Genomic DNA, 20,426 nt, shown 5'->3' with positions numbered 1-20,426 from the left:
ATGCAGTTATCTCATTGGTTCACGCTGGAGACGCATTTTTGTGCATCATGGCTGAGAGCCATATAAAAAGCCCCGAGTGCCGTGGCACTCGGGGCTTTCCTATGAAAAGCGAAAGGCGGTGTCGGCGTTATCAGCGACCCAGCTTGGCCTTGAGCAGGGCAACGATCTCGCCGATGGCCACTTCCTGCTTCTCGCCGGAGCGGCGGCACTTGTACTCCACCACGCCGTTGTCGAGACCACGGTCACCGATGACGATGGCGTGGGGCACACCGATCAGCTCCATGTCGGCGAACATCACACCCGGGCGCTCCTTGCGGTCGTCAAACAGCACGTCCACACCGGCGGCTTTGAGCTCGGCGTAGAACTGTTGCGCCTGCTCGGCCACGCGCTCGGACTTGTGCATGTTCATCGGCACGATGGCCACTTCGAACGGGGCGATGGCATCCGGCCAGATGATGCCGTACTGGTCGTTGTTCTGCTCGATGGCGGCAGCCACCAGACGGGAAACCCCGATACCGTAGCAACCCATTTCCATGGTGACGGACTTGCCGCCTTCGTTCAGCACGCTCGCCTTCATCGCTTCGGAGTACTTGGTACCCAGCTGGAAGATGTGGCCCACTTCGATACCGCGCTTGAGCAGCAGCTTGCCCTGGCCGCACGGGCTCGGGTCGCCTTCTACCACGTTGCGCAGGTCGGCAACCTCAAAAGAGGTGATGTCGCGATCCCAGTTGGCACCGGTCAGGTGGAAACCGGTCTCGTTGGCGCCGCAAACAAAATCGCTCAGATGGGCGGCGCTGCGATCGACGATGATGCGACCGGCAAAGCCGACCGGGCCGATGGAGCCTGCGTCGCAACCGGCGGCCGCTTTGATCTGCTCGTCATTGGCGAAGGTCAGCGGGTTAGCCACGCCAGAAAGCTTCTCGGCCTTGATTTCGTTCAGCTCGTGGTCGCCACGCAGTACCAGAGCGATGACGGCCTGTTTTCCGTGCTCATCTTCCTCGGCCAGTACCAGCAGGGTCTTGGCGATGGCGGTCGGCGCCACGTTCAGGAAAGCGGCCACTTCGTCGATGGTGTGGACGGCCGGGGTGGCCACCTTGGTCAGGGCTTTGGTTGCGGCAGCGCGCTCGCCAGCCGGTGCCAGGGCTTCGGCCATCTCGATGTTGGCGGCGTAATCGGATGTATCGGAGAAGGCGATCAAGTCTTCACCGCTCTCGGCCAGCACCTGGAATTCGTGGGAGCCGGTGCCCCCGATGGAGCCGGTATCGGCCTGCACCGGGCGGAAGTTCAGACCCATGCGAGTGAAGGCGGTGCAGTAGGCCGCATGCATCTTCTCATAGGTATCGACCAGCGAGGCCTTGTCGATGTGGAAGGAGTAGGCATCCTTCATCAGGAATTCGCGGCCACGCATCACGCCGAAACGGGGGCGCACTTCATCGCGGAACTTGGTCTGGATCTGGTAGAGGTTCAGCGGCAGTTGCTTGTAGCTGTTCACTTCGTAACGGACCAGCGCGGTGATCACCTCTTCGTGGGTCGGACCCAGCACGAAGGGGCGGTTGTGACGGTCGGTCAGGCGGCACAGCTCGGGGCCGTAGTCATCCCAGCGGCCGGACTCCTGCCACAGCTCGGCGGGCTGTACCACCGGCATGGACACTTCGACGGCACCCGCATTGTTCATCTCTTCGCGGACGATGTTTTCAATCTTCTTCAGGACCCGCAGGCCGGTCGGCAGCCAGGCGTACATGCCGGAAGCGAGTTTGCGGATCATCCCGGCGCGCAGCATCAGCTGGTGGCTGACAACTTCAGCGTCGGAGGGGGTTTCCTTGAGAGTGGAAAGCAGATATTGGCTGGTACGCATCGCGGTAGACCTTCGCTAATTCGGGCGGCTTGGCCCTGGAAAATTTCAAGTGCGGAATTTTAACAGGCGAAGTCCCCCGGCCCAAGGGCTAAATTCAGCGGCGCTGGGGGGGAGGGCGGGGCCTTGCCCCGCCCGCACTAGACCCGAAATTGCGACAGCAACTGCTGTTGCTGCTGGCTGGCCTGATGGAGGGAGGAGGCCAGTTGCAGGCACTCCTGGGCTTCCTGTTCGCCCGTCTGGGCCTGCAGGCTGATATCCGAAACCTTGCCCGTGGTGTGTCCCAGGGTGTGGGAGAGCTGGCTGGTCGCCTCTGCCACCTGTTGCACCATGTCGGCGAGCTGATCGATGGCCTCTTCTACCTTGAACAGGATCTGTTTGGTGTTGTCGGAGTCCGCCATACCCGATTCCACGGTTTTCAGGTTGCGTTGCATCATCAGATAGGCCTGCTCTGTCTGCTGCTGGATGCTGTTGATCACGTCCGTTATCTCGGCGCTGGAGGTGGCGGTGCGATTGGCCAGGGTGCGCACCTCGTCGGCCACCACGGCAAAACCGCGCCCCATCTCGCCCGCCCGGGCGGCTTCGATGGCGGCATTGAGAGCCAGCAGGTTGGTCTGCTCCGAGATATTGCTGATGGTGGAGATGATCTGGCCAATCTGTCCTGCCTGCTCCTTGAGGGCGTTGATGGCGGTGGCACATTCACCCACCTCCATGACCACCCGCTGCATGCCGGTGGTGGCGGAAGCGACATACTGGCTGCTTTGCGTGGTGAGCTGGCGCACCTCGTTGGCGTTGTGTGCCGCCAGGTTGCAGTTGTCCGAGATGGTGGTGGCCACCTGCACCATCTGCTCGCTGTCGTGGTGCAGCGCCTGGGCATGCGCTGCGGTCTGGCGGCTGCTCTGGCTGATGGCCTGGACCCGGTTGACCGAGGTGTGCACGTGCTGGTTGATGTGCTGGTTGTTGTCCATGGTGGCGCTGATCATCTTCTGCAACTTCTCGATGAAGCGATCCACGCTGCCGGCAAGGGAGCCAATCTCGTCGTCGCGTGAGAGGTTGATGCGGGCATTGAGATCTCCCTCCCCGGCGGCGATGTCCTGCATGCGCTTGTCGACCTGGAGTAGCGGGCGAACAATGGTGCGTACCAGCCAGAAGCCGCAGCAGGTGACGATCAGCAGGCTGAGCAGCAAGCCCCCCAGGATGAGTCCCCTGGTGTAGTCGATGATGGCGTTGAGCTGGTGAACCTGATCCTCGACGGTGGCGTCCCCCTGGGCCTCGACCTCGACCAGAGCCAGCCTGAGCTGGTCGGCACTGTGTTCGTAACGGGCCAGCTGGTTCTGATAAGCGCTCAGGGCTGTGGTCCATTCACGGATCAGGCGGGCATTGTCGGCTTGCAGGGCACGATACTGGGTGGAGAGCATTTGGCCTGCAAACTCCCCGTCGCCGGGCACATCGAACTGGCCGGTTGCCAGCATGCCGTCAACCGCGTCCTGATAGAAGCGGGTGGCTTGTGCCAGCTCGGCCTGGATGGCAGGAGTAGGGCCTTCGCTCTGCATCTTCTCCAGCGCATAGAGCTGGCGCAGGAATCCGATGTTGGCCTCCATGCCGCCATCGGCCGCCTGCCAGCGGGTCGCAAGGCCGCCGTTCCAGCTGATGGCCTGATCCGGTGAGCGGGTGAGGCTCTCGACGGCCTCGTCACCGATCACCTCCAGCCTGGTCGAGAGGCGTGACATGCGTTCAGAACTGGCACGCAGCGCCTCATCGGCGCTCGTGAAGGTGCGATAGAGGGTCAGCAGCTGTGCCTGCTCTTGCTGATAGGTCTGCTCATGCTGCTTCAGCGTGGTGATGGCTACCGCATCGATGAGCCCGCCTTGCTCCACCCGGCGCAAAGCGTCGCTGGCCGCCTCTTTTGCCCGTTGCAGCTCCGGTGCGTCGAGGGGGATCCCCGAGAGCATCTTCTGGATATAGAGCGACTGGTTGCCGAGTTCGATGGAGCCCTCCATGGCTCCATCTGCCGTCTGCCAGGCGGCACCCAGGACGTAGGAGAGCAGATCAGCCAGCCGCTGGCTGCCATACCAGCCGATCCCCCCCATGCCCAGGGTACAGCCGAGCAGAATGGTGAGTCCGAGGTTGGATGTGGTGACGATTTTCATGATTCAAGCCTTCCCTGGTGCCGAACAAGACCATTTCAGTGTTCAATCAATGACGAAGATGTGCCATCCCCGATGGAAAATAAAGTGACAGACTGTGTTCTGAACGAGGGAAATGGTCGGGTATGAAGAGCGGGTCATCCCATGATCTGCATGGACCTATGCTGGATACTTATCCAGTTATTCTTTATGCTATGACCCAATTTGCGAGAGTCTGCGTGGCGAGGAAAAGAACATGATCGGTCGCTTGAGAGGCGTCATCATCGAGAAGCAACCCCCCGAGGTGTTGCTGGAAGTCGGAGGGGTGGGATATGAGGTTCATATGCCCATGAGCTGCTTCTATGATCTGCCCGAACTCGGGAAGGAGGCCGTCATTCACACCCACTTCGTGGTGCGTGAAGATGCCCAGCTGCTCTACGGCTTCAACCACAAGCAGGAGCGGGCGCTGTTTCGCGAGCTGATCAAGACCAACGGGGTTGGCCCCAAGCTGGCCCTGGCCATTCTCTCCGGCATGACGGCCACCCAGTTTGTGATGAGCGTCGAGCGCGAGGAGATAAGCTCCCTGGTCAAGTTGCCCGGCGTGGGCAAGAAGACCGCCGAGCGCCTGGTGGTGGAGATGAAAGACCGCCTCAAGGGCTGGGTCAGCCACGATCTCTTCTCCCCGGCCGAAATCACCCTGCCCGCGAAAGAGAGCCCGCTGCGTGCCCCGGATGCGAGCGAGGAGGCGGCCAGTGCACTGGTGGCCCTCGGCTACAAGCCGCAGCAGGCCAGCCAGATCGTCAGCAAGGTGGCCGCCGACGGCATGTCGGTAGAGGAGATCATTCGTGAATCCCTGCGCAGCCTGGTGTGAGGTAGACAATGATTGAAGCGGATCGCCTCATCTCGGCTGGTGCCGCCCGTGAGGACGAGATCATCGATCGGGCCATCCGGCCCAGAAAGCTGGCCGATTACACCGGACAGGAGCACGTCTGCGATCAGATGGAGATCTTCATCGAGGCCGCCCGCCAGCGCGGGGAGGCCCTCGATCATCTGCTGATCTTCGGGCCTCCCGGCCTTGGCAAGACCACGCTGGCCAACATCGTCGCCAACGAGATGGGGGTCAACATCAAGACCACCTCGGGCCCCGTGCTGGAGAAGGCCGGCGATCTGGCGGCACTGCTCACCAACCTCGAACCGAACGACGTGTTGTTCATCGACGAGATCCACCGCCTTAGTCCGGTGGTGGAGGAGGTGCTCTACCCGGCGATGGAGGATTATCAGCTCGACATCATGATAGGGGAGGGGCCAGCGGCCCGCTCCATCAAGCTCGATCTCCCTCCCTTCACCCTGATCGGTGCCACCACCCGGGCCGGCTCCCTCACCAGCCCCCTGCGTGACCGGTTTGGCATCGTGCAGCGCCTCGAGTTTTACAACGTCAAGGACCTGACCGACATCGTCTCTCGCAGCGCCCGCTGCCTCGGGCTCGACATGACGGAAGACGGCGCTCTCGAGGTAGCCCGTCGCTCCCGGGGGACACCGCGCATTGCTAACCGTTTGTTACGGCGGGTACGAGATTTTGCCCAGGTGAAGTCTGACGGGCGAATTGACGGACCCATTGCGGCCCGTGCTATGGACATGCTGGACGTGGACAATGAAGGTTTCGACTTCATGGATCGCAAGCTATTGTTGGCCGTCATCGACAAGTTTATGGGGGGGCCCGTCGGGCTCGACAACCTGGCCGCCGCCATCGGTGAGGAGAAGGACACCATAGAAGACGTGCTGGAACCTTATCTGATCCAGCAAGGCTATCTGCAACGTACACCCAGAGGGCGGATCGCAACTCAGAGAGCCTACGTACACTTTGGTCTGGAACGACCGGCAGATCAGTAGACGTTGCGATATGAACCAAAAAGCCGCCCTTGAGGCGGCTTTTTGTTTTGCAGGCAAAAAAAAGCCCACGGCACAGGCGGTGGGCAAAGACAATTCAGGATGGATGTTCACAGACAGTGAGAGCGTCTGCAGACCGGTCGGGAAAAAACAGAGGAGCCGTCGCGAGGCTTCAGAGTCGGTTCATTTGATAGAGTTGAACGAAAGAAAGCTTGTAGTAACGGATGGTCTTGGCAACAAACTTTTTCATCATTAATCCCAACAAACAGGTTCGAAATGTTCATCGAATACGTACCGGGAACCCGGAATGACCGGCCTGTATTCAGAGGTATGCCCTCACTGCGAGGCGCATTGTAGGAGCTCTTTCCGGGTGGGGCAAACAAGAAAATCTATGGGCTTTTGATTAGATAAACTAATGATTTTGGTGGGGGTGTCAATCCGCATAAACATGTGTTTTTACTGGGTTTAAATTGATTTTTGGATGAGCCTGGCCATTTATTGAAATAATCGAGATGCGAAGGCTTTATTTCCGGGGTTGCGTATTTGTTTAACAGAATTGAAACTATTTTGGTTGGTCATAAAATTGATTTAAATCAATTATTTACGACTTGTCGTTTTTTGTGATGAAGCTCCCATAATTAATGGGGAAAGCCCTATAAGTTACCTTGAAAAAACATGTATTGAGGGTGGTTTTACATTGATTTCAATCAAATAAAGGTGATATAAAACAGCGATCATTATAGGCGGGAATAGAACCCTGGTTATTGTTTATTAGATGTTAAACATTAGCTTTTTTTGTTCCTGTATATTGCCTTGTTGTTAATGTGGTGGCAGTCGAATCCGGTCAGTCCGCGAGGGGTGACCGACCGTTCGGGGACTTCCAATGGAAGCTTTGTCCTTAAAACTTAAAATAGCCGTGCCAATAATCGGTGAGGAAACATCATGATTGCTGAGCATGTGGTAGACCTATCGCGGTTCCAATTTGCTGCGACGGCCCTTTATCACTTCCTGTTTGTACCCTTGACGCTGGGGATGGCCTTCATCCTGGCGATCATGGAGTCTGTCTATGTGATGACCAACAACACAGTGTACCGGGACATGACCAAGTTCTGGGGCAAGTTGTTTGGTATCAACTTTGCCCTCGGGGTTACCACCGGGCTCACCATGGAGTTTCAGTTCGGTACCAACTGGGCTTACTACTCCCACTATGTCGGCGACATCTTCGGGGCCCCGCTGGCCATCGAAGGCTTGATGGCCTTCTTCCTGGAGTCCACCTTCGTCGGTATGTTCTTCTTCGGTTGGGATCGTCTCAGCAAGCGCCAGCACCTGGCGGCTACCTGGCTGATGGCGCTCGGGACCAACCTCTCCGCACTGTGGATCCTGGTCGCCAACGGCTGGATGCAGAACCCGGTGGGTGCCGAGTTCAACTTCGAATCCATGCGCATGGAGATGGTGAGCTTCGCCGACCTGGTGTTCAACCCGGTTGCACAGGTCAAGTTCGTCCACACCGTGGCGGCAGGCTATACCACGGGCGCCATGTTCGTGCTCGGGATCTCCTCCTATTACCTGCTGAAGAATCGTGATGTGGCGTTCGCTCGTCGCTCCTTCGCCATCGCAGCCGCGTTCGGCATGGCCTCCATCCTCTCCGTGCTGGTGCTGGGTGACGAGTCCGGCTACGAGACCGGGGAAGTGCAGAAGGTGAAACTGGCGGCCATCGAGGCCGAGTGGAACACGGAGCCGGCTCCGGCATCCTTCACCCTGTTCGGGATCCCGAATCAGGAGGAGATGCGCACCGACTACGCCATCAAGATCCCCTATGCCCTCGGCATCATCGCCACCCGTTCCCTCGACGGTCAGGTGACTGGTCTCAAGGATCTCAAGAGCGAGCATGAGCTGCGCGTGCGCAACGGCATGACCGCCTACGACCTGCTGACCAAGCTGCAATCCGGTGACAAGTCCGACGATACCCGCGCCCGCTTCGACGAAGTGAAGCAGGATCTGGGCTACGGTCTGCTGCTCAAGCGTTACACCCCCAACGTGACCGACGCCACCGACGAGCAGATCAAGGCTGCCGTGGATGACTCCATCCCGCAGGTACTGCCGCTGTTCTTCGCCTTCCGCATCATGGTTGCCTGCGGCATCCTGATGCTGGTACTGATCGGTCTGGCCTTCTATGACAGCACCCGCCACAAGATCGGTGAGCGCAAGTGGCTGCTCAAGGCGCTGCTGTACGGCATTCCGCTGCCCTGGATCGCCATCGAGGCTGGCTGGTTTGTCGCTGAATATGGTCGTCAACCCTGGACCATCGCCGAGATGCTGCCGACTTATGTCTCTGCATCCAACATTCCTGCGTCCGAGATCTGGTTCTCTCTGATCGGGATCTTCCTGTTCTACACAGTACTGCTGATCATCGAGATGTACCTGATGTTCAAGTATGCGCGCCTGGGCCCAAGCAGCCTGAAGACGGGCAAGTACCACTTCGAACAGAGCAAGGCATAAGGAGAGTGACCCATGTTTGATTACGAACTGTTGCGTCTGGTCTGGTGGGTGCTGGTCGGCGTGCTGCTGATCGGGTTTGCCATCACCGACGGTTTCGATATGGGGGTGGGCGCCCTGCTCCCCTTCGTCGGCAAGAAGGATGTGGAGCGTCGCGTGATGCTCAACACCATGGGGCCGCATTGGGAAGGCAACCAGGTCTGGCTGGTGACCGCCGGTGGTGCCCTGTTTGCCGCTTGGCCCATGGTCTATGCGGCGGCCTTCTCCGGCTTCTACATCGCCATGATCCTGACCCTGATGGCGCTGTTCTTCCGTCCGGTCGGCTTCAAGTACCGCTCCTTGCAGGAAGATGCCAAGTGGCGCTCCAACTGGGACTGGGCTCTGTTTGCCGGTAGCGCCATTCCCCCTGTCATCTTCGGGGTGGCGTTCGGCAACCTGCTGCAAGGTGTACCGTTCAGCTTCAACCAGTTCCTGATGATGACCTATCACGGCAACTTCTTCGGTCTGCTCAATCCGTTCGGCCTGCTGGCCGGTCTGGTGAGCCTCTTCATGATCATCACCCAGGGTGCAACCTGGCTGATGATGAAGACCGAAGGTGAAGTGCTGGCGCGCTCTCGCACCGCCGCCATGATCTTCTCCCTGCTGACCCTGGTGCTGTTCGCCCTGGCCGGTGTCTGGGTGAGCGGCATGGATGGTTATGTGATTGTGGGCTCCGTCGCCACCGACGCCGTCACCAACCCCCTTCACAAGGAAGTGGTGGTGCAGGCCGGTGCCTGGATGCAGAACTACAACCTCTATCCCTGGATGATTGCCGCACCCGTGCTGGGTCTGGTGATGTGTCTGCTGACCGCCGTGGCGGCCAAGCTGGACAAGGGGTGGGTGGCGTTCCTGTTCTCCTCCCTGGCCATCGCCGGCATCATCCTGACCGCGGGCTTCTCCATGTTCCCGTTCGTGATGCCCTCGAGCCTCGAGCCGTCCCAGAGCCTGACCATGTGGGATTCCACCGCCTCCTTCAACACCCTCAAGGTGATGACGGTAGTCGCAGTCGTCTTCGTGCCGACCGTGCTGGCTTACACCATCTGGACCTACATCAAGATGTTCGGCCGGGTGAGTAACAAGCACATCGAAGACAACCAACAATCGCTCTACTAAGAAGGTGCCCTGATATGTGGTATTTCACCTGGATCCTGGGGCTGCTGCTGGCCTGTGCGTTTGGGATTATCAATGCGCTCTGGCTGGAGCACACCGAGAACCTGGATCGTCAGATTGATGAAGACAAGTGACAGGCTCGCCCGGCTGGCCGCTCCTCTGGAGCGCCAGCCATGGCAAGGTCTGATGCTGCTGGCGGCGGCCCTGCTGGCTGTCGCCATCTTGCAGGCGCCCAACCTGGTCGCGGCCAACACCAGTGAGCACGGCCTCTGGCTTGCGCCCTGGCTGATGTGGGCGGTCTGTTGCGGTGTCATGCATGGACTGGGGTTTCACCCGCGCAGCCTGGTGGGTCGCGTGCTGTTCTTCCCCTGGCTCGCCCTGCCCAGCCTGCTCTGCGGGCTCTGGCTGACCAGCAGCTACTACCTGCCATAAATGATGAAGGAGGTCGGCATCAGCCCACCTCCTTCTTCTTTTTTGACGGGCGTGCCGCCGCCCGGTCAGAGCGACAGAACCTCGCTCGTCACGCCGCTCGCAGCCACTTCTCTTGTCCGCTTTTCTTGCGATGCTGACAGCCCTGTGGTCTTCGGCCTGTCGGCGCCGCAGCACGCCATAAAAAACAGGGAGAGAGGGGATTTCCCTGTCTCCCCCTGCTTCTTTCCTATTCAGCCCTGCGCTATGATAGCCCCCCATCTGACTGTCGAATGGATCACAGATTTTTATGGGGGAAGTCTCTGAGTTTCCGGTGCGTGTCTACTACGAAGACACGGATGCCGGAGGCATCGTCTACAACGCCAATTATCTCAAGTTTATGGAACGGGCCCGCACCGAATTCCTGCGCGCAGGCGGCATCGAACAGGATGTCCTGCTGCAGGCGGGGATCGCGTTTGTGGTGAGTCGCACCGAAATCGACTTCCGCGCGGCGGCCCGCTTCAATGAACTGCTGACCGTAATGACGCAAGTAACTGAAGTGAAACGCGCTTCCATGCGTTTTTCACAGCAGATCCTGGCGGCTGATGGACGGCTGATCACTCAGGCCATGGTACAGATCGCCTGTGTCAGTCATCCGCAAATGAAACCTGTTGCAATACCTGAAAAAATCAAGGGAGTGCTGTTAAGTGCACGCTGAAATTTCGTTTATTGGCCTGTTCTGGCAAGCCAGTCTGTTGGTGAAACTGGTCATGATGACCCTGATGGGCATGTCGGTCGTCTCCTGGGCGCTGATCATCCAGCGCTCCAAGGCCATCAAGGCGGCCAACCTCGCCTCGGAGCAGTTTGAAGACAGATTCTGGTCCGGGGTCGACCTCAATCGTCTCTACCAGGAGTCCTCCTCCCGTCGTGACGACATCGAAGGCATGGAAGACATCTTCTACTCCGGCTTCAAGGAGTATGCCCGCCTGCTCAAGGCCGGTGCCCGCGGTCAGGATGCGGTGATGGACGGTACCTATCGCGCCATGCGGGTCTCTCTGTCCCGTGCAGTGGACGATCTCGAGTCCAACCTGCCGGTATTGGCGACCATCGGCTCCATCAGCCCCTATATCGGTCTGTTCGGTACCGTCTGGGGGATCATGAACGCCTTTATCGCTCTGGGTCAGGTTCAGCAGGCGACCCTGCAGATGGTGGCACCGGGTATCGCGGAGGCGCTGATCGCCACCGCCATGGGTCTGTTTGCCGCCATCCCGGCCGTTATCTTCTACAACCGCTTCACCAACAAGGTCGAACGGCTGGAAAACGCCTACGCCAACTTCATGGACGAGTTCACCACCATTCTGAACCGCCAAATCGCACAGCAGGGTGAGAAGTAATGCAAACCTATCAGCGGCTCAAACGCAAGAAGGTCGCCGAGATCAACGTGGTGCCCTATATCGACGTCATGCTGGTGCTGCTCATCATCTTCATGGCGGTCACGCCCGTGATCACGCAGGGGGTCAAGGTCGACCTGCCCCAGGCGGAGTCCGAGCAGTTGCCGGAAGACTCCAAGCCGCCTTTCATCGTCAGCGTCAATACCGAGGGTGAGTACGTCATCAAGGCCGGCGAGGCGGATGACGAACCCGTACCGAGCGGCACCCCAGAGGCGATGCAGCAGTACATCACCGAGAAGGCCATGGGCTATCTGGCCATCAACCAGAACGCGCCCGTGGTGGTCGCCGGTGACAAGTCCGTGCGCTACGAGGAGGTGATCCTGCTGATGGTGGCCCTCAAGAAAGCCGGTGTGCCTCAGGTTGGTCTGATGACGGATCCGGTGAACTGACGGAGATGGATGTGAAGCGTGGTATTTCCGGTTATCTCGTCGCGTCGCTGCTGCTGCATCTGATCATCGGCATCATCCTGCTGGTCGGTGTCGACTTCAGCAAACCCAAGCGCCCCGAGTCCAAGGGACAGATCGTCAATGCGGTCATGATGGACAGCGAAATGCTGGAGCAGCAGATGCAGCAGGTCCAGCAGCAGAAGCAGGCCCAGCCCAAGGCTGCACAGCAGCAGAAGGACAAGGAAGACGCTGAGCGCGTCAAACGCGAGCTGGCACAGGAGCAGGAGCGTCTGCGTATCGCCGAGACCAAGCGCAAGCAGGCCGAAGAGGCGACCCGCAAGGCCGAAGCCGACAAGCAGAAGAAAGAGGCTGAACAGAAGCAGGCGGAAGAGAAGGCCCAGAAAGCCGAGGAAGCCCGCAAGCTGGAAGAGCAGAAGACCAAGAAGGCCGAAGCCGAACGCAAGGCGGCGGAAGAGGCCAAGGCGCTGGCGCTCAAGAAGAAAAAAGAAGAGCTGGAGAAGAAGCAGGCTGAAGAGAAGGCCAAGGCGGAAGAGGCCAAGGCCAAGAAAGCGGAAGCCGAGAAGAAGGCCAAGGCCGAAGCCGAGAAAAAGGCGAAGGCGGAAGCCGAGAAGAAAGCCAAGGCCGAGGCCGAGAAGAAGGCGAAGGAAGAGGCGGACAAGAAGGCAAAAGCTGACGCAGAGAAGAAGGCGAAGGCCGAGGCCGACAGAAAGGCCAAGATTGAGGCGGAGCGCAAGCGCAAGGCGGCCGAAGAGGCCAAGTTGCAAAAAGAGATGGAAGCCATGATGGAGCAGCAGCTGGCCGCCGAGGCCAATGCGCGCAGTCAGGCAGCATCGGCAGCCGCCAAGGGCGAGGTCGACAAGTATGCCGCCCTCATCAAGGCCACGGTCGAGCGCTACATGATTTTGGATCCCACCATGCGGGGCAAAACATGTACTATCGGTGTCAAGTTGGCCAGTAGCGGCTTCGTCATCTCGGTGGACAACGGTCAGGGTGATCCGGCGGTCTGCCGCTCCGGCAAGGCGGCGGTGCTGAAGGCCAACCAGTTGCCGGTGCCGAAGGATCCGGCGGCATTCGAGATGTTGAAGGAGTTTAACCTCAAGTTAGAACCGAGCATCTAAGCGTGATAGAACGGGGTCAATGACCGTGGTTGGCAGCATCTGCTGATAAAGGGATTTCACCTCTCATTTTTTTGGAACAGAGTATTTAAGCCATGATAAGAAAAGTGTTTTTTGCTTTGGTTGGCTGCCTTCTGCTAGGCCAGAGCGCTCAGGCGGCCTTGGACATCGTCATCACCGGCGGTATCGACAGTGCACGCCCCATCGCCATCGCCCCCTTCAAGTGGGAGGGCAATGGCCAGTTGCCGCAGGACATCGCTGAAGTGGTCTCCAACGACCTGATGCGCAGCGGCAAGTTCAAGCCGCTGGCCCGTGGCCAGATGCCGCAGACGCCGAGCTCCAGCGGCGAGATCAACTTCGCGCCCTGGGCTTCCCAGGGGGTCGAAGCCGTGGTGGTCGGCTCCATCGCCGCCGTGGGTGATGGCACCTACAAGATCAACTTCGAGCTGGTCGACGTCCTGAAAGGCCAGCTGGCCAAGACCCAGGGCGGTGAAGCGAACGGTTACATCCTGGACAGCCGCATGGCGACCATCCCGGGTGCCCAGATGCGCCAGTTTGCCCACCGCATCTCCGACATCGTCTACGAGCGTCTGACCGGTGAACGTGGTGCCTTCCTGACTCGTCTGGCCTATGTCTCCGTGCAGCAGGGGACCCAGTTCCCGTATCAGCTGCGGATCTCCGACTACGACGGCTACAACGAGAAGACTCTGTTGCGCTCCCGTGAACCCCTGATGTCCCCGGCTTGGTCGCCGGATGGCAGCAAGCTGGCTTACGTGAGCTTTGAGAACCAGAAGTCCGAGATCTATGTGCAGGACATCTACACCCAGCAGCGCAGTCTGATCACCAGCTTCCGTGGCATCAACGGTGCGCCGGAGTGGTCTCCAGATGGTCGTCGTTTGGCTATTGTTCTGTCCAAAGATGGGCAGCCTGACATCTATGTCGTTGATGTTGCTAGCAAGCAACTCACTCGAGTCACAAATAACCGCACCATCGACACCGAACCCTCCTGGATGCCGGACGGTCAAACTTTGCTGTTCACCTCTGAACGTGGTGGCAAACCCCAGATTTATAGCGTAAATTTGGCGACTGGCATGACTCGCCGGATGACCTGGGAAGGGGATTCCAACCAGGGGGCATCCATCACACCGGACGGCAAGTCCATGGTGATGGTGACCCGGGTTCAGGGACAATATCGCATCGCTCGCCAGGATATGGAAAATGGAGCCATGCTGGTACTGACCCAGAGTGCTCTGGATGAATCGCCAAGTGTGGCTCCCAATGGCAGCATGATCATTTATGCCACCATCTATCAGGGTCGTAAGAGTCTTGCATTGGTGTCGACCGACGGTCGCTTCAAGGCAGTGCTTCCGACCAGTAGCGGTGAAATTCGTGCACCAGCTTGGTCGCCCTTCTTGAATTGATAAAAATCGATTGTTTTTTGTTTTGTTATAAAGGTTTAAGGAAATAGCATGCAACTCAATAAACTGCTCAAGGGTCTGGCCATCGCACTGCCACTGTTCACCCTGGCTGCCTGTAGCTCCTCTTCCGACTCCGACGCCGCTGGCGCCGAGTCCGGCATGACCGACGGCATGGGCGGTGTACAAACCGGCGGCGCCAACGGCATGTTGTCCCCGGAAGAGCAGATGCGTCAGAAGTTCGAAGCGCTGCAACGCGACAACGTGATCTACTTCCCGTACGATGGTTACGACATTCAGGGTCAGTACGCCGACCTGCTGGATGCCCACGCCAGCTACCTGCGTGAACGTCCGAGCGTCAAGGTATTGATCGAAGGCCACGCCGACGAGCGCGGTACGCCGGAATACAACATCGCCCTGGGTGAGCGTCGTGCCAAGGCTGTTGCCAAGTATCTGCAAACCCTGGGTGTGCAGGCCGAGCAGCTCTCCATCGTCAGCTATGGCGAAGAGAAGCCGCTGGATCTGTCCCACACCGAGGAAGCCTTTGCCAAGAACCGCCGTGCGGTCCTGGTTTACTAAGGTTTGAGTCGAACGAAGTTCGTTTATATGCAAGCGGCCATTTCGATGGCCGTTTTATTTGCACTAAACGTCAAGGTTTGATCCGAATGAAATCTGTATCAGCGAGCGACTATGCGCTGGCCGTTTTATTTGCACTAAACGCTAAGGTTTGATCCGAATGAAATCTGTGTACAAGCAAGCTGGTGTTGCGCTGGCCGTGTTGGTTGCTTTGAATGCGCAAGCGGCGGCACCCGTGAGCGATCTGAGCGGGGATTCTGGCAGCAGCGGCGTGGTGCTGAGCGGCAACAATGGTGCCATCGTACCGACCGGCAGCCTGGAAGACAGGGTCGCCCTGCTGGAGCGCACCCTGAACGCCCGTCTGCGCCTGCAGGCCGAGCTGCAGCAACAGGTCGACTCCCTGCAAGGGGAGGTCTCCGAACTGCGCGGTCAGCTGGAGCAGCAGACCTATCAGATGGAGCAGTCGCAAGAGCGTCAGCGCCAGCTCTACCAGGAGCTCGACAAGGTGGCCAACAGCCAGCCTGCCGCCGCCCCCGCGACCCCGGCCGCGGCCGCGGCGAGCGCCACACCGGCCGCTGCGGCTAACTACTCCACCAACCAGGATGAGAACCAGGCCTACGACGCGGCCGTGAACATGGTGCTCAAGGAGAAGAACTATGACAAGGCCATTCCTGCCTTCGAAGGGTTCATCAAGCAGTTCCCGAACTCCAGCTATGTTCCCAATGCCCACTACTGGCTTGGCCAGCTGATGTTCAACAAGGGCGACAGGGCGGGGGCCGCGAGCCAGTTCTCCACGGTGGCGAACAAATACAGCAAGTCACCCAAGCGGGCCGATGCCCTGCTGAAACTCGGCATGCTCGCCCAGCTTGACGGCAAAAAAACAGAGGCCAAGGCCTTCTATGAGCAGGTGATCAAGGGTTACCCCAACACCTCGCCGGCCCAGCTGGCCAAACAGAGTCTGGCCAAGCTGTGACATTGCTGCATGTCACTGTTTTCGTAACACTCTTGTAAAGAACTCTCTGCTTTGTATGCGCAGTGAACAATCAGATTTAATTTAAGATTTTTCTATTGCGCCAGGATGATAAATCCGTAATATAGGCCGCCGTCAGAGCCGGAGCAGTAATGCAGTCGGCACTGGTCGTGGTGAGGGTCGTTAGCTCAGTCGGTAGAGCAGTTGACTTTTAATCAATTGGTCGCTGGTTCGAATCCAGCACGACCCACCATTTCTTCACAGCAGGTGAAGACAATATTCCCAGGTCGTTTAGCTCAGCTGGGAGAGCACCTCCCTTACAAGGAGGGGGTCACTGGTTCGAGCCCAGTAACGACCACCATGTTGTAATGCTGGCCGCCACATGCGGTTGGTGAAAGGTTCAGGATGTGGGTCGTTAGCTCAGTCGGTAGAGCAGTTGACTCTTAATCAATTGGTCGTAGGTTCGAACCCTACACGACCCACCACTCTGAACACAGAATCCCAGGTCGTTTAGCTCAGCTGGGAGAGCACCTCCCTTACAAGGAGGGGGTCACTGGTTCGAGCCCAGTAACGACCACCATGTTGTAACACTGGCCGCCACATGCGGTTGGTGAAAGGTTCAGGATGTGGGTCGTTAGCTCAGTCGGTAGAGCAGTTGACTCTTAATCAATTGGTCGTAGGTTCGAACCCTACACGACCCACCACTCTGAACATTGAATCCCAGGTCGTTTAGCTCAGCTGGGAGAGCACCTCCCTTACAAGGAGGGGGTCACTGGTTCGAGCCCAGTAACGACCACCATGCTTTAAAAAATGATTTCGATGGGTCGTTAGCTCAGTCGGTAGAGCAGTTGACTTTTAATCAATTGGTCGCTGGTTCGAATCCAGCACGACCCACCATCATTTCAGTCATATCCCAGGTCGTTTAGCTCAGCTGGGAGAGCACCTCCCTTACAAGGAGGGGGTCACTGGTTCGAGCCCAGTAACGACCACCATGCTTTAAAAATGATTTCGATGGGTCGTTAGCTCAGTCGGTAGAGCAGTTGACTTTTAATCAATTGGTCGCTGGTTCGAATCCAGCACGACCCACCATCATTTCAGTGATATCCCAGGTCGTTTAGCTCAGCTGGGAGAGCACCTCCCTTACAAGGAGGGGGTCACTGGTTCGAGCCCAGTAACGACCACCATATTGAAAAGCCCGCAGCGATGCGGGCTTTTTCGTTTCCGTCTCCCATCAGGTTCGCAGTCGATCCAGCTCGCTTGCCAGGGTGGTGGCCGCCTGTTCCAGTGCCTCGCTCAGGCGCTGGCTGGCATTGGCCTCTTGTCCCAGGGTGGTAGCGGCGTCGCCGATGCGCATCAGGTTCTGGTTGATGGTGTCGCTCACGGCACTCTGCTGCTCGGCGGCGGTCGCCACCTGGCTGATGTGATCATGGATCTGCTGGATCTGGGTGACCACCTGATTGAGTGCCTCGAAGGCCTGCTCCGTGCCTTCAACCGTGCTCACCGAGCGGGCGATCCCCGTGCTCATCAACTGCTGGCTGCTGGTGACCTCGGTTTGCAGGCTGCCGATGAGCTGCCCTATCTCGTCGGTGGATGAGCGGGTCTTGTTGGCCAGCGCCCTCACCTCGTCCGCCACCACGGCAAAACCCCTGCCCATGTCGCCGGCCCGCGCCGCCTCGATGGCTGCGTTGAGGGCCAGCAGGTTGGTCTGTTCGGCAATGGCCCGGATCACATCGAGAATGTGGCTGATATTGGTGCTGCGCTGGGCGACTTGGGCGACCGCCTTGTCGGCCTGATGCATGTCCTCAACCAGGGTATGGATCTCGTTGCGGGCCCTGCTCAATGTCTGCTGGGCCGTGCTGACATGGTGGGTCGCCGCTTCCGACTCCTGTGCCGCCTGTTCCGCATAGCCCGCCACGCTGACTGCCGTGGTGCTCATCTCGTGCATGGCGCTGACCACGCTCTCCAGCTCCAGGCTCTGATCATCCAGGCTGCTGCGCATGGCATCGGCCGTCTGTTTCATGCCCCTGGCCTGCTGATGCACCTGTTGCCCAATCTGCTTGCTGCCCTGCACCATGGCCCTCAGCTTGCCGAGGAAGGCATTGAGATGCCTGCCAAGCTCGATGAGCTCCTGGTGGGTGTCGATACGCATCTGCTGGGTCAGGTCGCCCTCATTGCTGGCGAGGTGGGAGACGTGGCGGCTGATGAGGGAGAGGGGCGCCGTGATGGTCTGGATGAACCAGACAAGCAGGCCCAGGGCCACCAGGGTGATGACAACGATGGCAACCAGCTGCTGCTGCTGGGTAGCCTGCAACAGGCTGCCGAGCTGCTGGCTGATGGTGTTGGCCTGGCTGAGGGCGAGGGCCTTGGGCACCTTGATCATCAGCCACCACTGGTTGTCGGCAGCCTCGATCCGTATGGGCTGCTGCAGGATGAAATCGCTGTCGGTATCGGCGGTGTGTCCATTCGGGGCAACCAGTCCGGCCTCTGTCAGGGGGCGCCCCAGTTTGTCCGAATGGCGGTTGCTGCCGACGATGAAGCCCGCCTTGCTGACCAGGGTGACCTCGGCCTGGTTGTCATAGAGGCTCTTGCCAAGGTGCTCGGCCAGTTGCTGGAAGATGGGCAGGTTCATGTCGACCCCGGTGATCCCGGCAAACTTGCCATCCTTGAGGACGGGCACCGTCAGGCTGGTCATCAGCATCTTCTGACCAGGGCTTATCTCGTAGAGGTAGGGTTCCATCAGGCAGGGGCGACGTGTCTCGCGACCGCAGAGATACCACTCGCTGTTGCGAATGCCGAATTCATTGCGCGAGGTGTCGAACTTGGCGTCACTGGTGGCGGCATCTATGGTCTGCTGCGCGATGTTTCCGTTCTGTTCCCGGGTGAAGTAGACCTCGAGACTGCCCTTGCCGGCAACCGAATGGCTGGCGCCCGTCTGCCAGTCGGCGTCCTGTTCGTCGTAACCGTTGGGTTCGAACTGGGCGTAGATGGAGCTGATCCCGTTTGCCTGGCGCAGGCGGCTGCCAAGCAGAAGCTCCACTTGCGGGCGACTCAGCCGCTGGTCCGGCTGGGCCATGCTTCCTTCAAGCTGCGCCGCCATGCCGAGCGGTATCTGATAGGCCTGCTGCAACTGGTCTTCGATCTGCACTGCATACCGCTCTGCCTGGAATTGCAGGGAACGGGAAACCTCCTGCTCCAGGGCGCCACGGGTCTGCGCCATGATGTCATCGCGCAGGCTGTTCAGCGAGGAGGACTGTATCCATGTCATGGCGACGCCACTGGCGAGAAAAAGTCCCAGCGTGAGCAACAACAACTTGGTCTTGAGCGAACGTTGTTTCATTCGACAACTCCTTTTGGCAAGAATGACAACGATATGGTCGGAGCGGGTCCTGACAGTTGTACTGTACTGGATTTGTTGATGGGTTTGTGCACGGCTTCTGGTTATAATTTTGGCCTTCCCGAGCGTTGATGGAACAGTCGCAATGAGCAATGCACTGAGCAGTATTCCGCCGGTAGTCGAGATGGACTACCCCTTCCCGGCCAAACCACAGCCCCTGACTCCCGAGCAGAAGGCGACCCTGATCGCCGAGATCAAGGTGCTGCTCGAGGCGCGCCAGGCCGTGCTGGTTGCCCATTACTACACGGATCCCGAGATCCAGGCCCTGGCAGAAGCCACCGGTGGCTTCGTGGGTGACTCCCTGGAGATGGCCCGCTTCGGTCGTGACCATGCAGCCCAGACCCTGATCGTGGCCGGTGTGCGCTTCATGGGAGAGACCTCCAAGATCCTGAGCCCTCACAAGCGGGTGCTGATGCCGACGCTGGAGGCCGAGTGCTCTCTTGATCTGGGTTGTCCCATCGACCAGTTCTCCGCCTTCTGCGATGCCCACCCCGATCACATCGTGGTGGTCTATGCCAATACCTCGGCAGCGGTGAAAGCACGGGCCGACTGGGTGGTCACCTCCAGTATTGCGCTGGAGATCGTCGAACATCTGGACAGTCAGGGTCACAAGATCATCTGGGGCCCGGACAGACACCTCGGCGCCTACATCGAGAAGAAGACAGGGGCCGAGATGCTGCGTTGGCAGGGGCACTGCATCGTGCACGACGAGTTCAAGGCCAAGGCGCTGCGCGAGCTCAAGGCCCAGAACCCGGATGCCGCCGTGCTGGTGCACCCGGAGTCCCCGGCCTCCGTCATCGAGCTGGCGGATGCAGTGGGTTCCACCAGCCAGCTCATCAAGGCCGCCAAAGAGCTGCCCCAGCAGAAACTGATCGTGGCGACCGATCGCGGCATCTTCTACAAGATGCAGCAGGCCTGCCCGGAGAAAGAGATGGTGGAGGCGCCCACCGGCGGTGATGGTGCCACCTGTCGCAGCTGCGCCCACTGCCCCTGGATGGCGATGAACGGCCTGGTGGCCATCAAGGAGGCCCTGACCGACGGTGCCGAGCGTCATGAGATCCATGTGGATGAGGCACTGCGTCTCAAAGCGCTTGTCCCGCTCGACCGCATGCTGGATTTCGCCGCGGAGCTCAAGCTCAAGACCCAGGGCAACGCCTGACTGACTCTGATGGCAAGATGC

The 20,426-nt window shown here is 59.0% G+C and carries 18 protein-coding genes and 10 tRNA genes; 25 read left to right on the top strand and 3 right to left on the bottom strand.

Annotated features, from left to right (window positions below; translation table 11 throughout):
• Positions 1-130: 130 nt before the first annotated feature.
• Both ACB037_RS16670 and ACB037_RS16665 read right to left on the bottom strand, forming a co-directional pair.
• Positions 131-1,855, bottom strand: coding sequence for a proline--tRNA ligase (locus ACB037_RS16670; RefSeq protein WP_124244076.1), 1,725 nt, complete (start codon positions 1,853-1,855; stop codon positions 131-133).
• A 137-nt stretch (positions 1,856-1,992) separates the two neighbouring features.
• Positions 1,993-4,002: a methyl-accepting chemotaxis protein gene (locus ACB037_RS16665; protein WP_371175617.1), complete on the bottom strand. Its 2,010-nt coding sequence runs from the start codon at positions 4,000-4,002 to the stop codon at positions 1,993-1,995.
• 232 nt (positions 4,003-4,234) lie between these two features.
• Here ACB037_RS16665 and ruvA point away from each other — a divergent pair, with 232 nt between their 5' ends.
• From ruvA to ACB037_RS16545, 24 genes are all read left to right on the top strand, one after another.
• Positions 4,235-4,849: a Holliday junction branch migration protein RuvA gene (ruvA, locus tag ACB037_RS16660; protein WP_010672867.1), complete on the top strand. Its 615-nt coding sequence runs from the start codon at positions 4,235-4,237 to the stop codon at positions 4,847-4,849.
• An 8-nt stretch (positions 4,850-4,857) separates the two neighbouring features.
• Entirely contained in the window at positions 4,858-5,868 is a 1,011-nt protein-coding gene (ruvB, locus tag ACB037_RS16655; RefSeq protein ID WP_371175616.1) for a Holliday junction branch migration DNA helicase RuvB, read from the top strand.
• Positions 5,869-5,878: 10 nt separating this feature from the next.
• Positions 5,879-6,121 carry a hypothetical protein gene (locus ACB037_RS16650; protein WP_113979080.1) on the top strand — a complete coding sequence of 81 codons (243 nt, stop codon included), beginning with the start codon at positions 5,879-5,881 and terminating at the stop codon, positions 6,119-6,121.
• A 686-nt stretch (positions 6,122-6,807) separates the two neighbouring features.
• A complete protein-coding gene (locus ACB037_RS16645) occupies positions 6,808-8,364 on the top strand; it encodes a cytochrome ubiquinol oxidase subunit I (protein ID WP_010672869.1) in 1,557 nt (518 codons plus the stop codon).
• A gap of 12 nt (positions 8,365-8,376) precedes the next feature.
• Positions 8,377-9,513, top strand: a complete 1,137-nt coding sequence (gene cydB, locus ACB037_RS16640; RefSeq protein WP_010672870.1) for a cytochrome d ubiquinol oxidase subunit II — start codon at positions 8,377-8,379, stop codon at positions 9,511-9,513.
• 14 nt (positions 9,514-9,527) lie between these two features.
• A complete protein-coding gene (cydX, locus tag ACB037_RS16635) occupies positions 9,528-9,644 on the top strand; it encodes a cytochrome bd-I oxidase subunit CydX (RefSeq protein ID WP_005331536.1) in 117 nt (38 codons plus the stop codon).
• On the top strand, positions 9,631-9,942 hold the full coding sequence (locus ACB037_RS16630; protein ID WP_039039483.1) for a cyd operon YbgE family protein: 312 nt from the start codon (positions 9,631-9,633) through the stop codon (positions 9,940-9,942). The genes cydX and ACB037_RS16630 overlap by 14 nt, the downstream gene beginning before the upstream one ends.
• A gap of 286 nt (positions 9,943-10,228) precedes the next feature.
• Positions 10,229-10,636: a tol-pal system-associated acyl-CoA thioesterase gene (ybgC, locus tag ACB037_RS16625; protein WP_010672872.1), complete on the top strand. Its 408-nt coding sequence runs from the start codon at positions 10,229-10,231 to the stop codon at positions 10,634-10,636.
• A 1-nt stretch (position 10,637) separates the two neighbouring features.
• Entirely contained in the window at positions 10,638-11,312 is a 675-nt protein-coding gene (tolQ, locus tag ACB037_RS16620; RefSeq protein WP_213320854.1) for a protein TolQ, read from the top strand.
• Positions 11,312-11,758 carry a protein TolR gene (gene tolR, locus ACB037_RS16615; RefSeq protein WP_010672874.1) on the top strand — a complete coding sequence of 149 codons (447 nt, stop codon included), beginning with the start codon at positions 11,312-11,314 and terminating at the stop codon, positions 11,756-11,758. Before tolQ ends, tolR begins: the two co-directional genes overlap by 1 nt.
• A 5-nt stretch (positions 11,759-11,763) precedes the next feature.
• Complete coding sequence (tolA, locus tag ACB037_RS16610; RefSeq protein ID WP_042014603.1) at positions 11,764-12,894, top strand: cell envelope integrity protein TolA; 1,131 nt, start codon at positions 11,764-11,766, stop codon at positions 12,892-12,894.
• Between the two features lie 92 nt (positions 12,895-12,986).
• Entirely contained in the window at positions 12,987-14,312 is a 1,326-nt protein-coding gene (gene tolB, locus ACB037_RS16605) for a Tol-Pal system beta propeller repeat protein TolB (protein WP_041211016.1), read from the top strand.
• Between the two features lie 48 nt (positions 14,313-14,360).
• The gene (gene pal, locus ACB037_RS16600; protein ID WP_010672877.1) at positions 14,361-14,885 is read left to right on the top strand and encodes a peptidoglycan-associated lipoprotein Pal; all 525 of its coding nucleotides are present in this window, start codon (positions 14,361-14,363) and stop codon (positions 14,883-14,885) included.
• 157 nt (positions 14,886-15,042) lie between these two features.
• The gene (gene ybgF, locus ACB037_RS16595) at positions 15,043-15,855 is read left to right on the top strand and encodes a tol-pal system protein YbgF (RefSeq protein ID WP_371175614.1); all 813 of its coding nucleotides are present in this window, start codon (positions 15,043-15,045) and stop codon (positions 15,853-15,855) included.
• 174 nt (positions 15,856-16,029) lie between these two features.
• A tRNA-Lys gene (locus ACB037_RS16590) sits at positions 16,030-16,105 on the top strand.
• A gap of 32 nt (positions 16,106-16,137) precedes the next feature.
• Positions 16,138-16,213, top strand: a tRNA-Val gene (locus ACB037_RS16585).
• Positions 16,214-16,261: 48 nt separating this feature from the next.
• Positions 16,262-16,337, top strand: a tRNA-Lys gene (locus tag ACB037_RS16580).
• A gap of 19 nt (positions 16,338-16,356) precedes the next feature.
• Positions 16,357-16,432: transfer RNA gene (locus ACB037_RS16575), tRNA-Val, on the top strand.
• Positions 16,433-16,480: 48 nt separating this feature from the next.
• Positions 16,481-16,556, top strand: a tRNA-Lys gene (locus ACB037_RS16570).
• A 19-nt stretch (positions 16,557-16,575) separates the two neighbouring features.
• Positions 16,576-16,651, top strand: a tRNA-Val gene (locus tag ACB037_RS16565).
• Between the two features lie 22 nt (positions 16,652-16,673).
• Positions 16,674-16,749 (top strand) — tRNA-Lys (locus tag ACB037_RS16560).
• Between the two features lie 19 nt (positions 16,750-16,768).
• A tRNA-Val gene (locus ACB037_RS16555) sits at positions 16,769-16,844 on the top strand.
• Between the two features lie 21 nt (positions 16,845-16,865).
• Positions 16,866-16,941: transfer RNA gene (locus ACB037_RS16550), tRNA-Lys, on the top strand.
• A gap of 19 nt (positions 16,942-16,960) precedes the next feature.
• Positions 16,961-17,036 (top strand) — tRNA-Val (locus ACB037_RS16545).
• A gap of 47 nt (positions 17,037-17,083) precedes the next feature.
• On the opposite strand, the gene ACB037_RS16540 is transcribed toward ACB037_RS16545, so the two are convergent.
• Entirely contained in the window at positions 17,084-19,189 is a 2,106-nt protein-coding gene (locus tag ACB037_RS16540) for a methyl-accepting chemotaxis protein (protein WP_371175613.1), read from the bottom strand.
• Between the two features lie 142 nt (positions 19,190-19,331).
• Between ACB037_RS16540 and nadA the strand changes: the two genes are divergently transcribed.
• Entirely contained in the window at positions 19,332-20,405 is a 1,074-nt protein-coding gene (gene nadA / locus ACB037_RS16535; protein ID WP_052816503.1) for a quinolinate synthase NadA, read from the top strand.
• Positions 20,406-20,426: the final 21 nt, after the last annotated feature.

The organism is Aeromonas sp. S19(2024) (assembly GCF_041402625.1).
GTDB classification, from domain to species: Bacteria; Pseudomonadota; Gammaproteobacteria; order Enterobacterales; family Aeromonadaceae; genus Aeromonas; species Aeromonas caviae.
The sequence above is the reverse complement of the archived record's forward strand: the minus strand, read 5'-3'. Positions and strand labels throughout refer to the sequence as shown.

Excerpts from the sequence above, each read along its gene's own strand:
- ACB037_RS16670 (WP_124244076.1), bottom strand. The coding sequence starts at position 1,855 with ATGCGTACCAGCCAATATCTGCTTTCCACTCTCAAGGAAACCCCCTCC.
- ACB037_RS16665 (WP_371175617.1), bottom strand. The coding sequence starts at position 4,002 with ATGAAAATCGTCACCACATCCAACCTCGGACTCACCATTCTGCTCGGC.
- ruvA (WP_010672867.1), top strand. The coding sequence starts at position 4,235 with ATGATCGGTCGCTTGAGAGGCGTCATCATCGAGAAGCAACCCCCCGAG.
- ruvB (WP_371175616.1), top strand. The coding sequence starts at position 4,858 with ATGATTGAAGCGGATCGCCTCATCTCGGCTGGTGCCGCCCGTGAGGAC.
- ACB037_RS16650 (WP_113979080.1), top strand. The coding sequence starts at position 5,879 with ATGAACCAAAAAGCCGCCCTTGAGGCGGCTTTTTGTTTTGCAGGCAAA.
- ACB037_RS16645 (WP_010672869.1), top strand. The coding sequence starts at position 6,808 with ATGATTGCTGAGCATGTGGTAGACCTATCGCGGTTCCAATTTGCTGCG.
- cydB (WP_010672870.1), top strand. The coding sequence starts at position 8,377 with ATGTTTGATTACGAACTGTTGCGTCTGGTCTGGTGGGTGCTGGTCGGC.
- cydX (WP_005331536.1), top strand. The coding sequence starts at position 9,528 with ATGTGGTATTTCACCTGGATCCTGGGGCTGCTGCTGGCCTGTGCGTTT.
- ACB037_RS16630 (WP_039039483.1), top strand. The coding sequence starts at position 9,631 with ATGAAGACAAGTGACAGGCTCGCCCGGCTGGCCGCTCCTCTGGAGCGC.
- ybgC (WP_010672872.1), top strand. The coding sequence starts at position 10,229 with ATGGGGGAAGTCTCTGAGTTTCCGGTGCGTGTCTACTACGAAGACACG.
- tolR (WP_010672874.1), top strand. The coding sequence starts at position 11,312 with ATGCAAACCTATCAGCGGCTCAAACGCAAGAAGGTCGCCGAGATCAAC.
- tolA (WP_042014603.1), top strand. The coding sequence starts at position 11,764 with ATGGATGTGAAGCGTGGTATTTCCGGTTATCTCGTCGCGTCGCTGCTG.
- tolB (WP_041211016.1), top strand. The coding sequence starts at position 12,987 with ATGATAAGAAAAGTGTTTTTTGCTTTGGTTGGCTGCCTTCTGCTAGGC.
- pal (WP_010672877.1), top strand. The coding sequence starts at position 14,361 with ATGCAACTCAATAAACTGCTCAAGGGTCTGGCCATCGCACTGCCACTG.
- ybgF (WP_371175614.1), top strand. The coding sequence starts at position 15,043 with ATGAAATCTGTGTACAAGCAAGCTGGTGTTGCGCTGGCCGTGTTGGTT.
- ACB037_RS16540 (WP_371175613.1), bottom strand. The coding sequence starts at position 19,189 with ATGAAACAACGTTCGCTCAAGACCAAGTTGTTGTTGCTCACGCTGGGA.
- nadA (WP_052816503.1), top strand. The coding sequence starts at position 19,332 with ATGAGCAATGCACTGAGCAGTATTCCGCCGGTAGTCGAGATGGACTAC.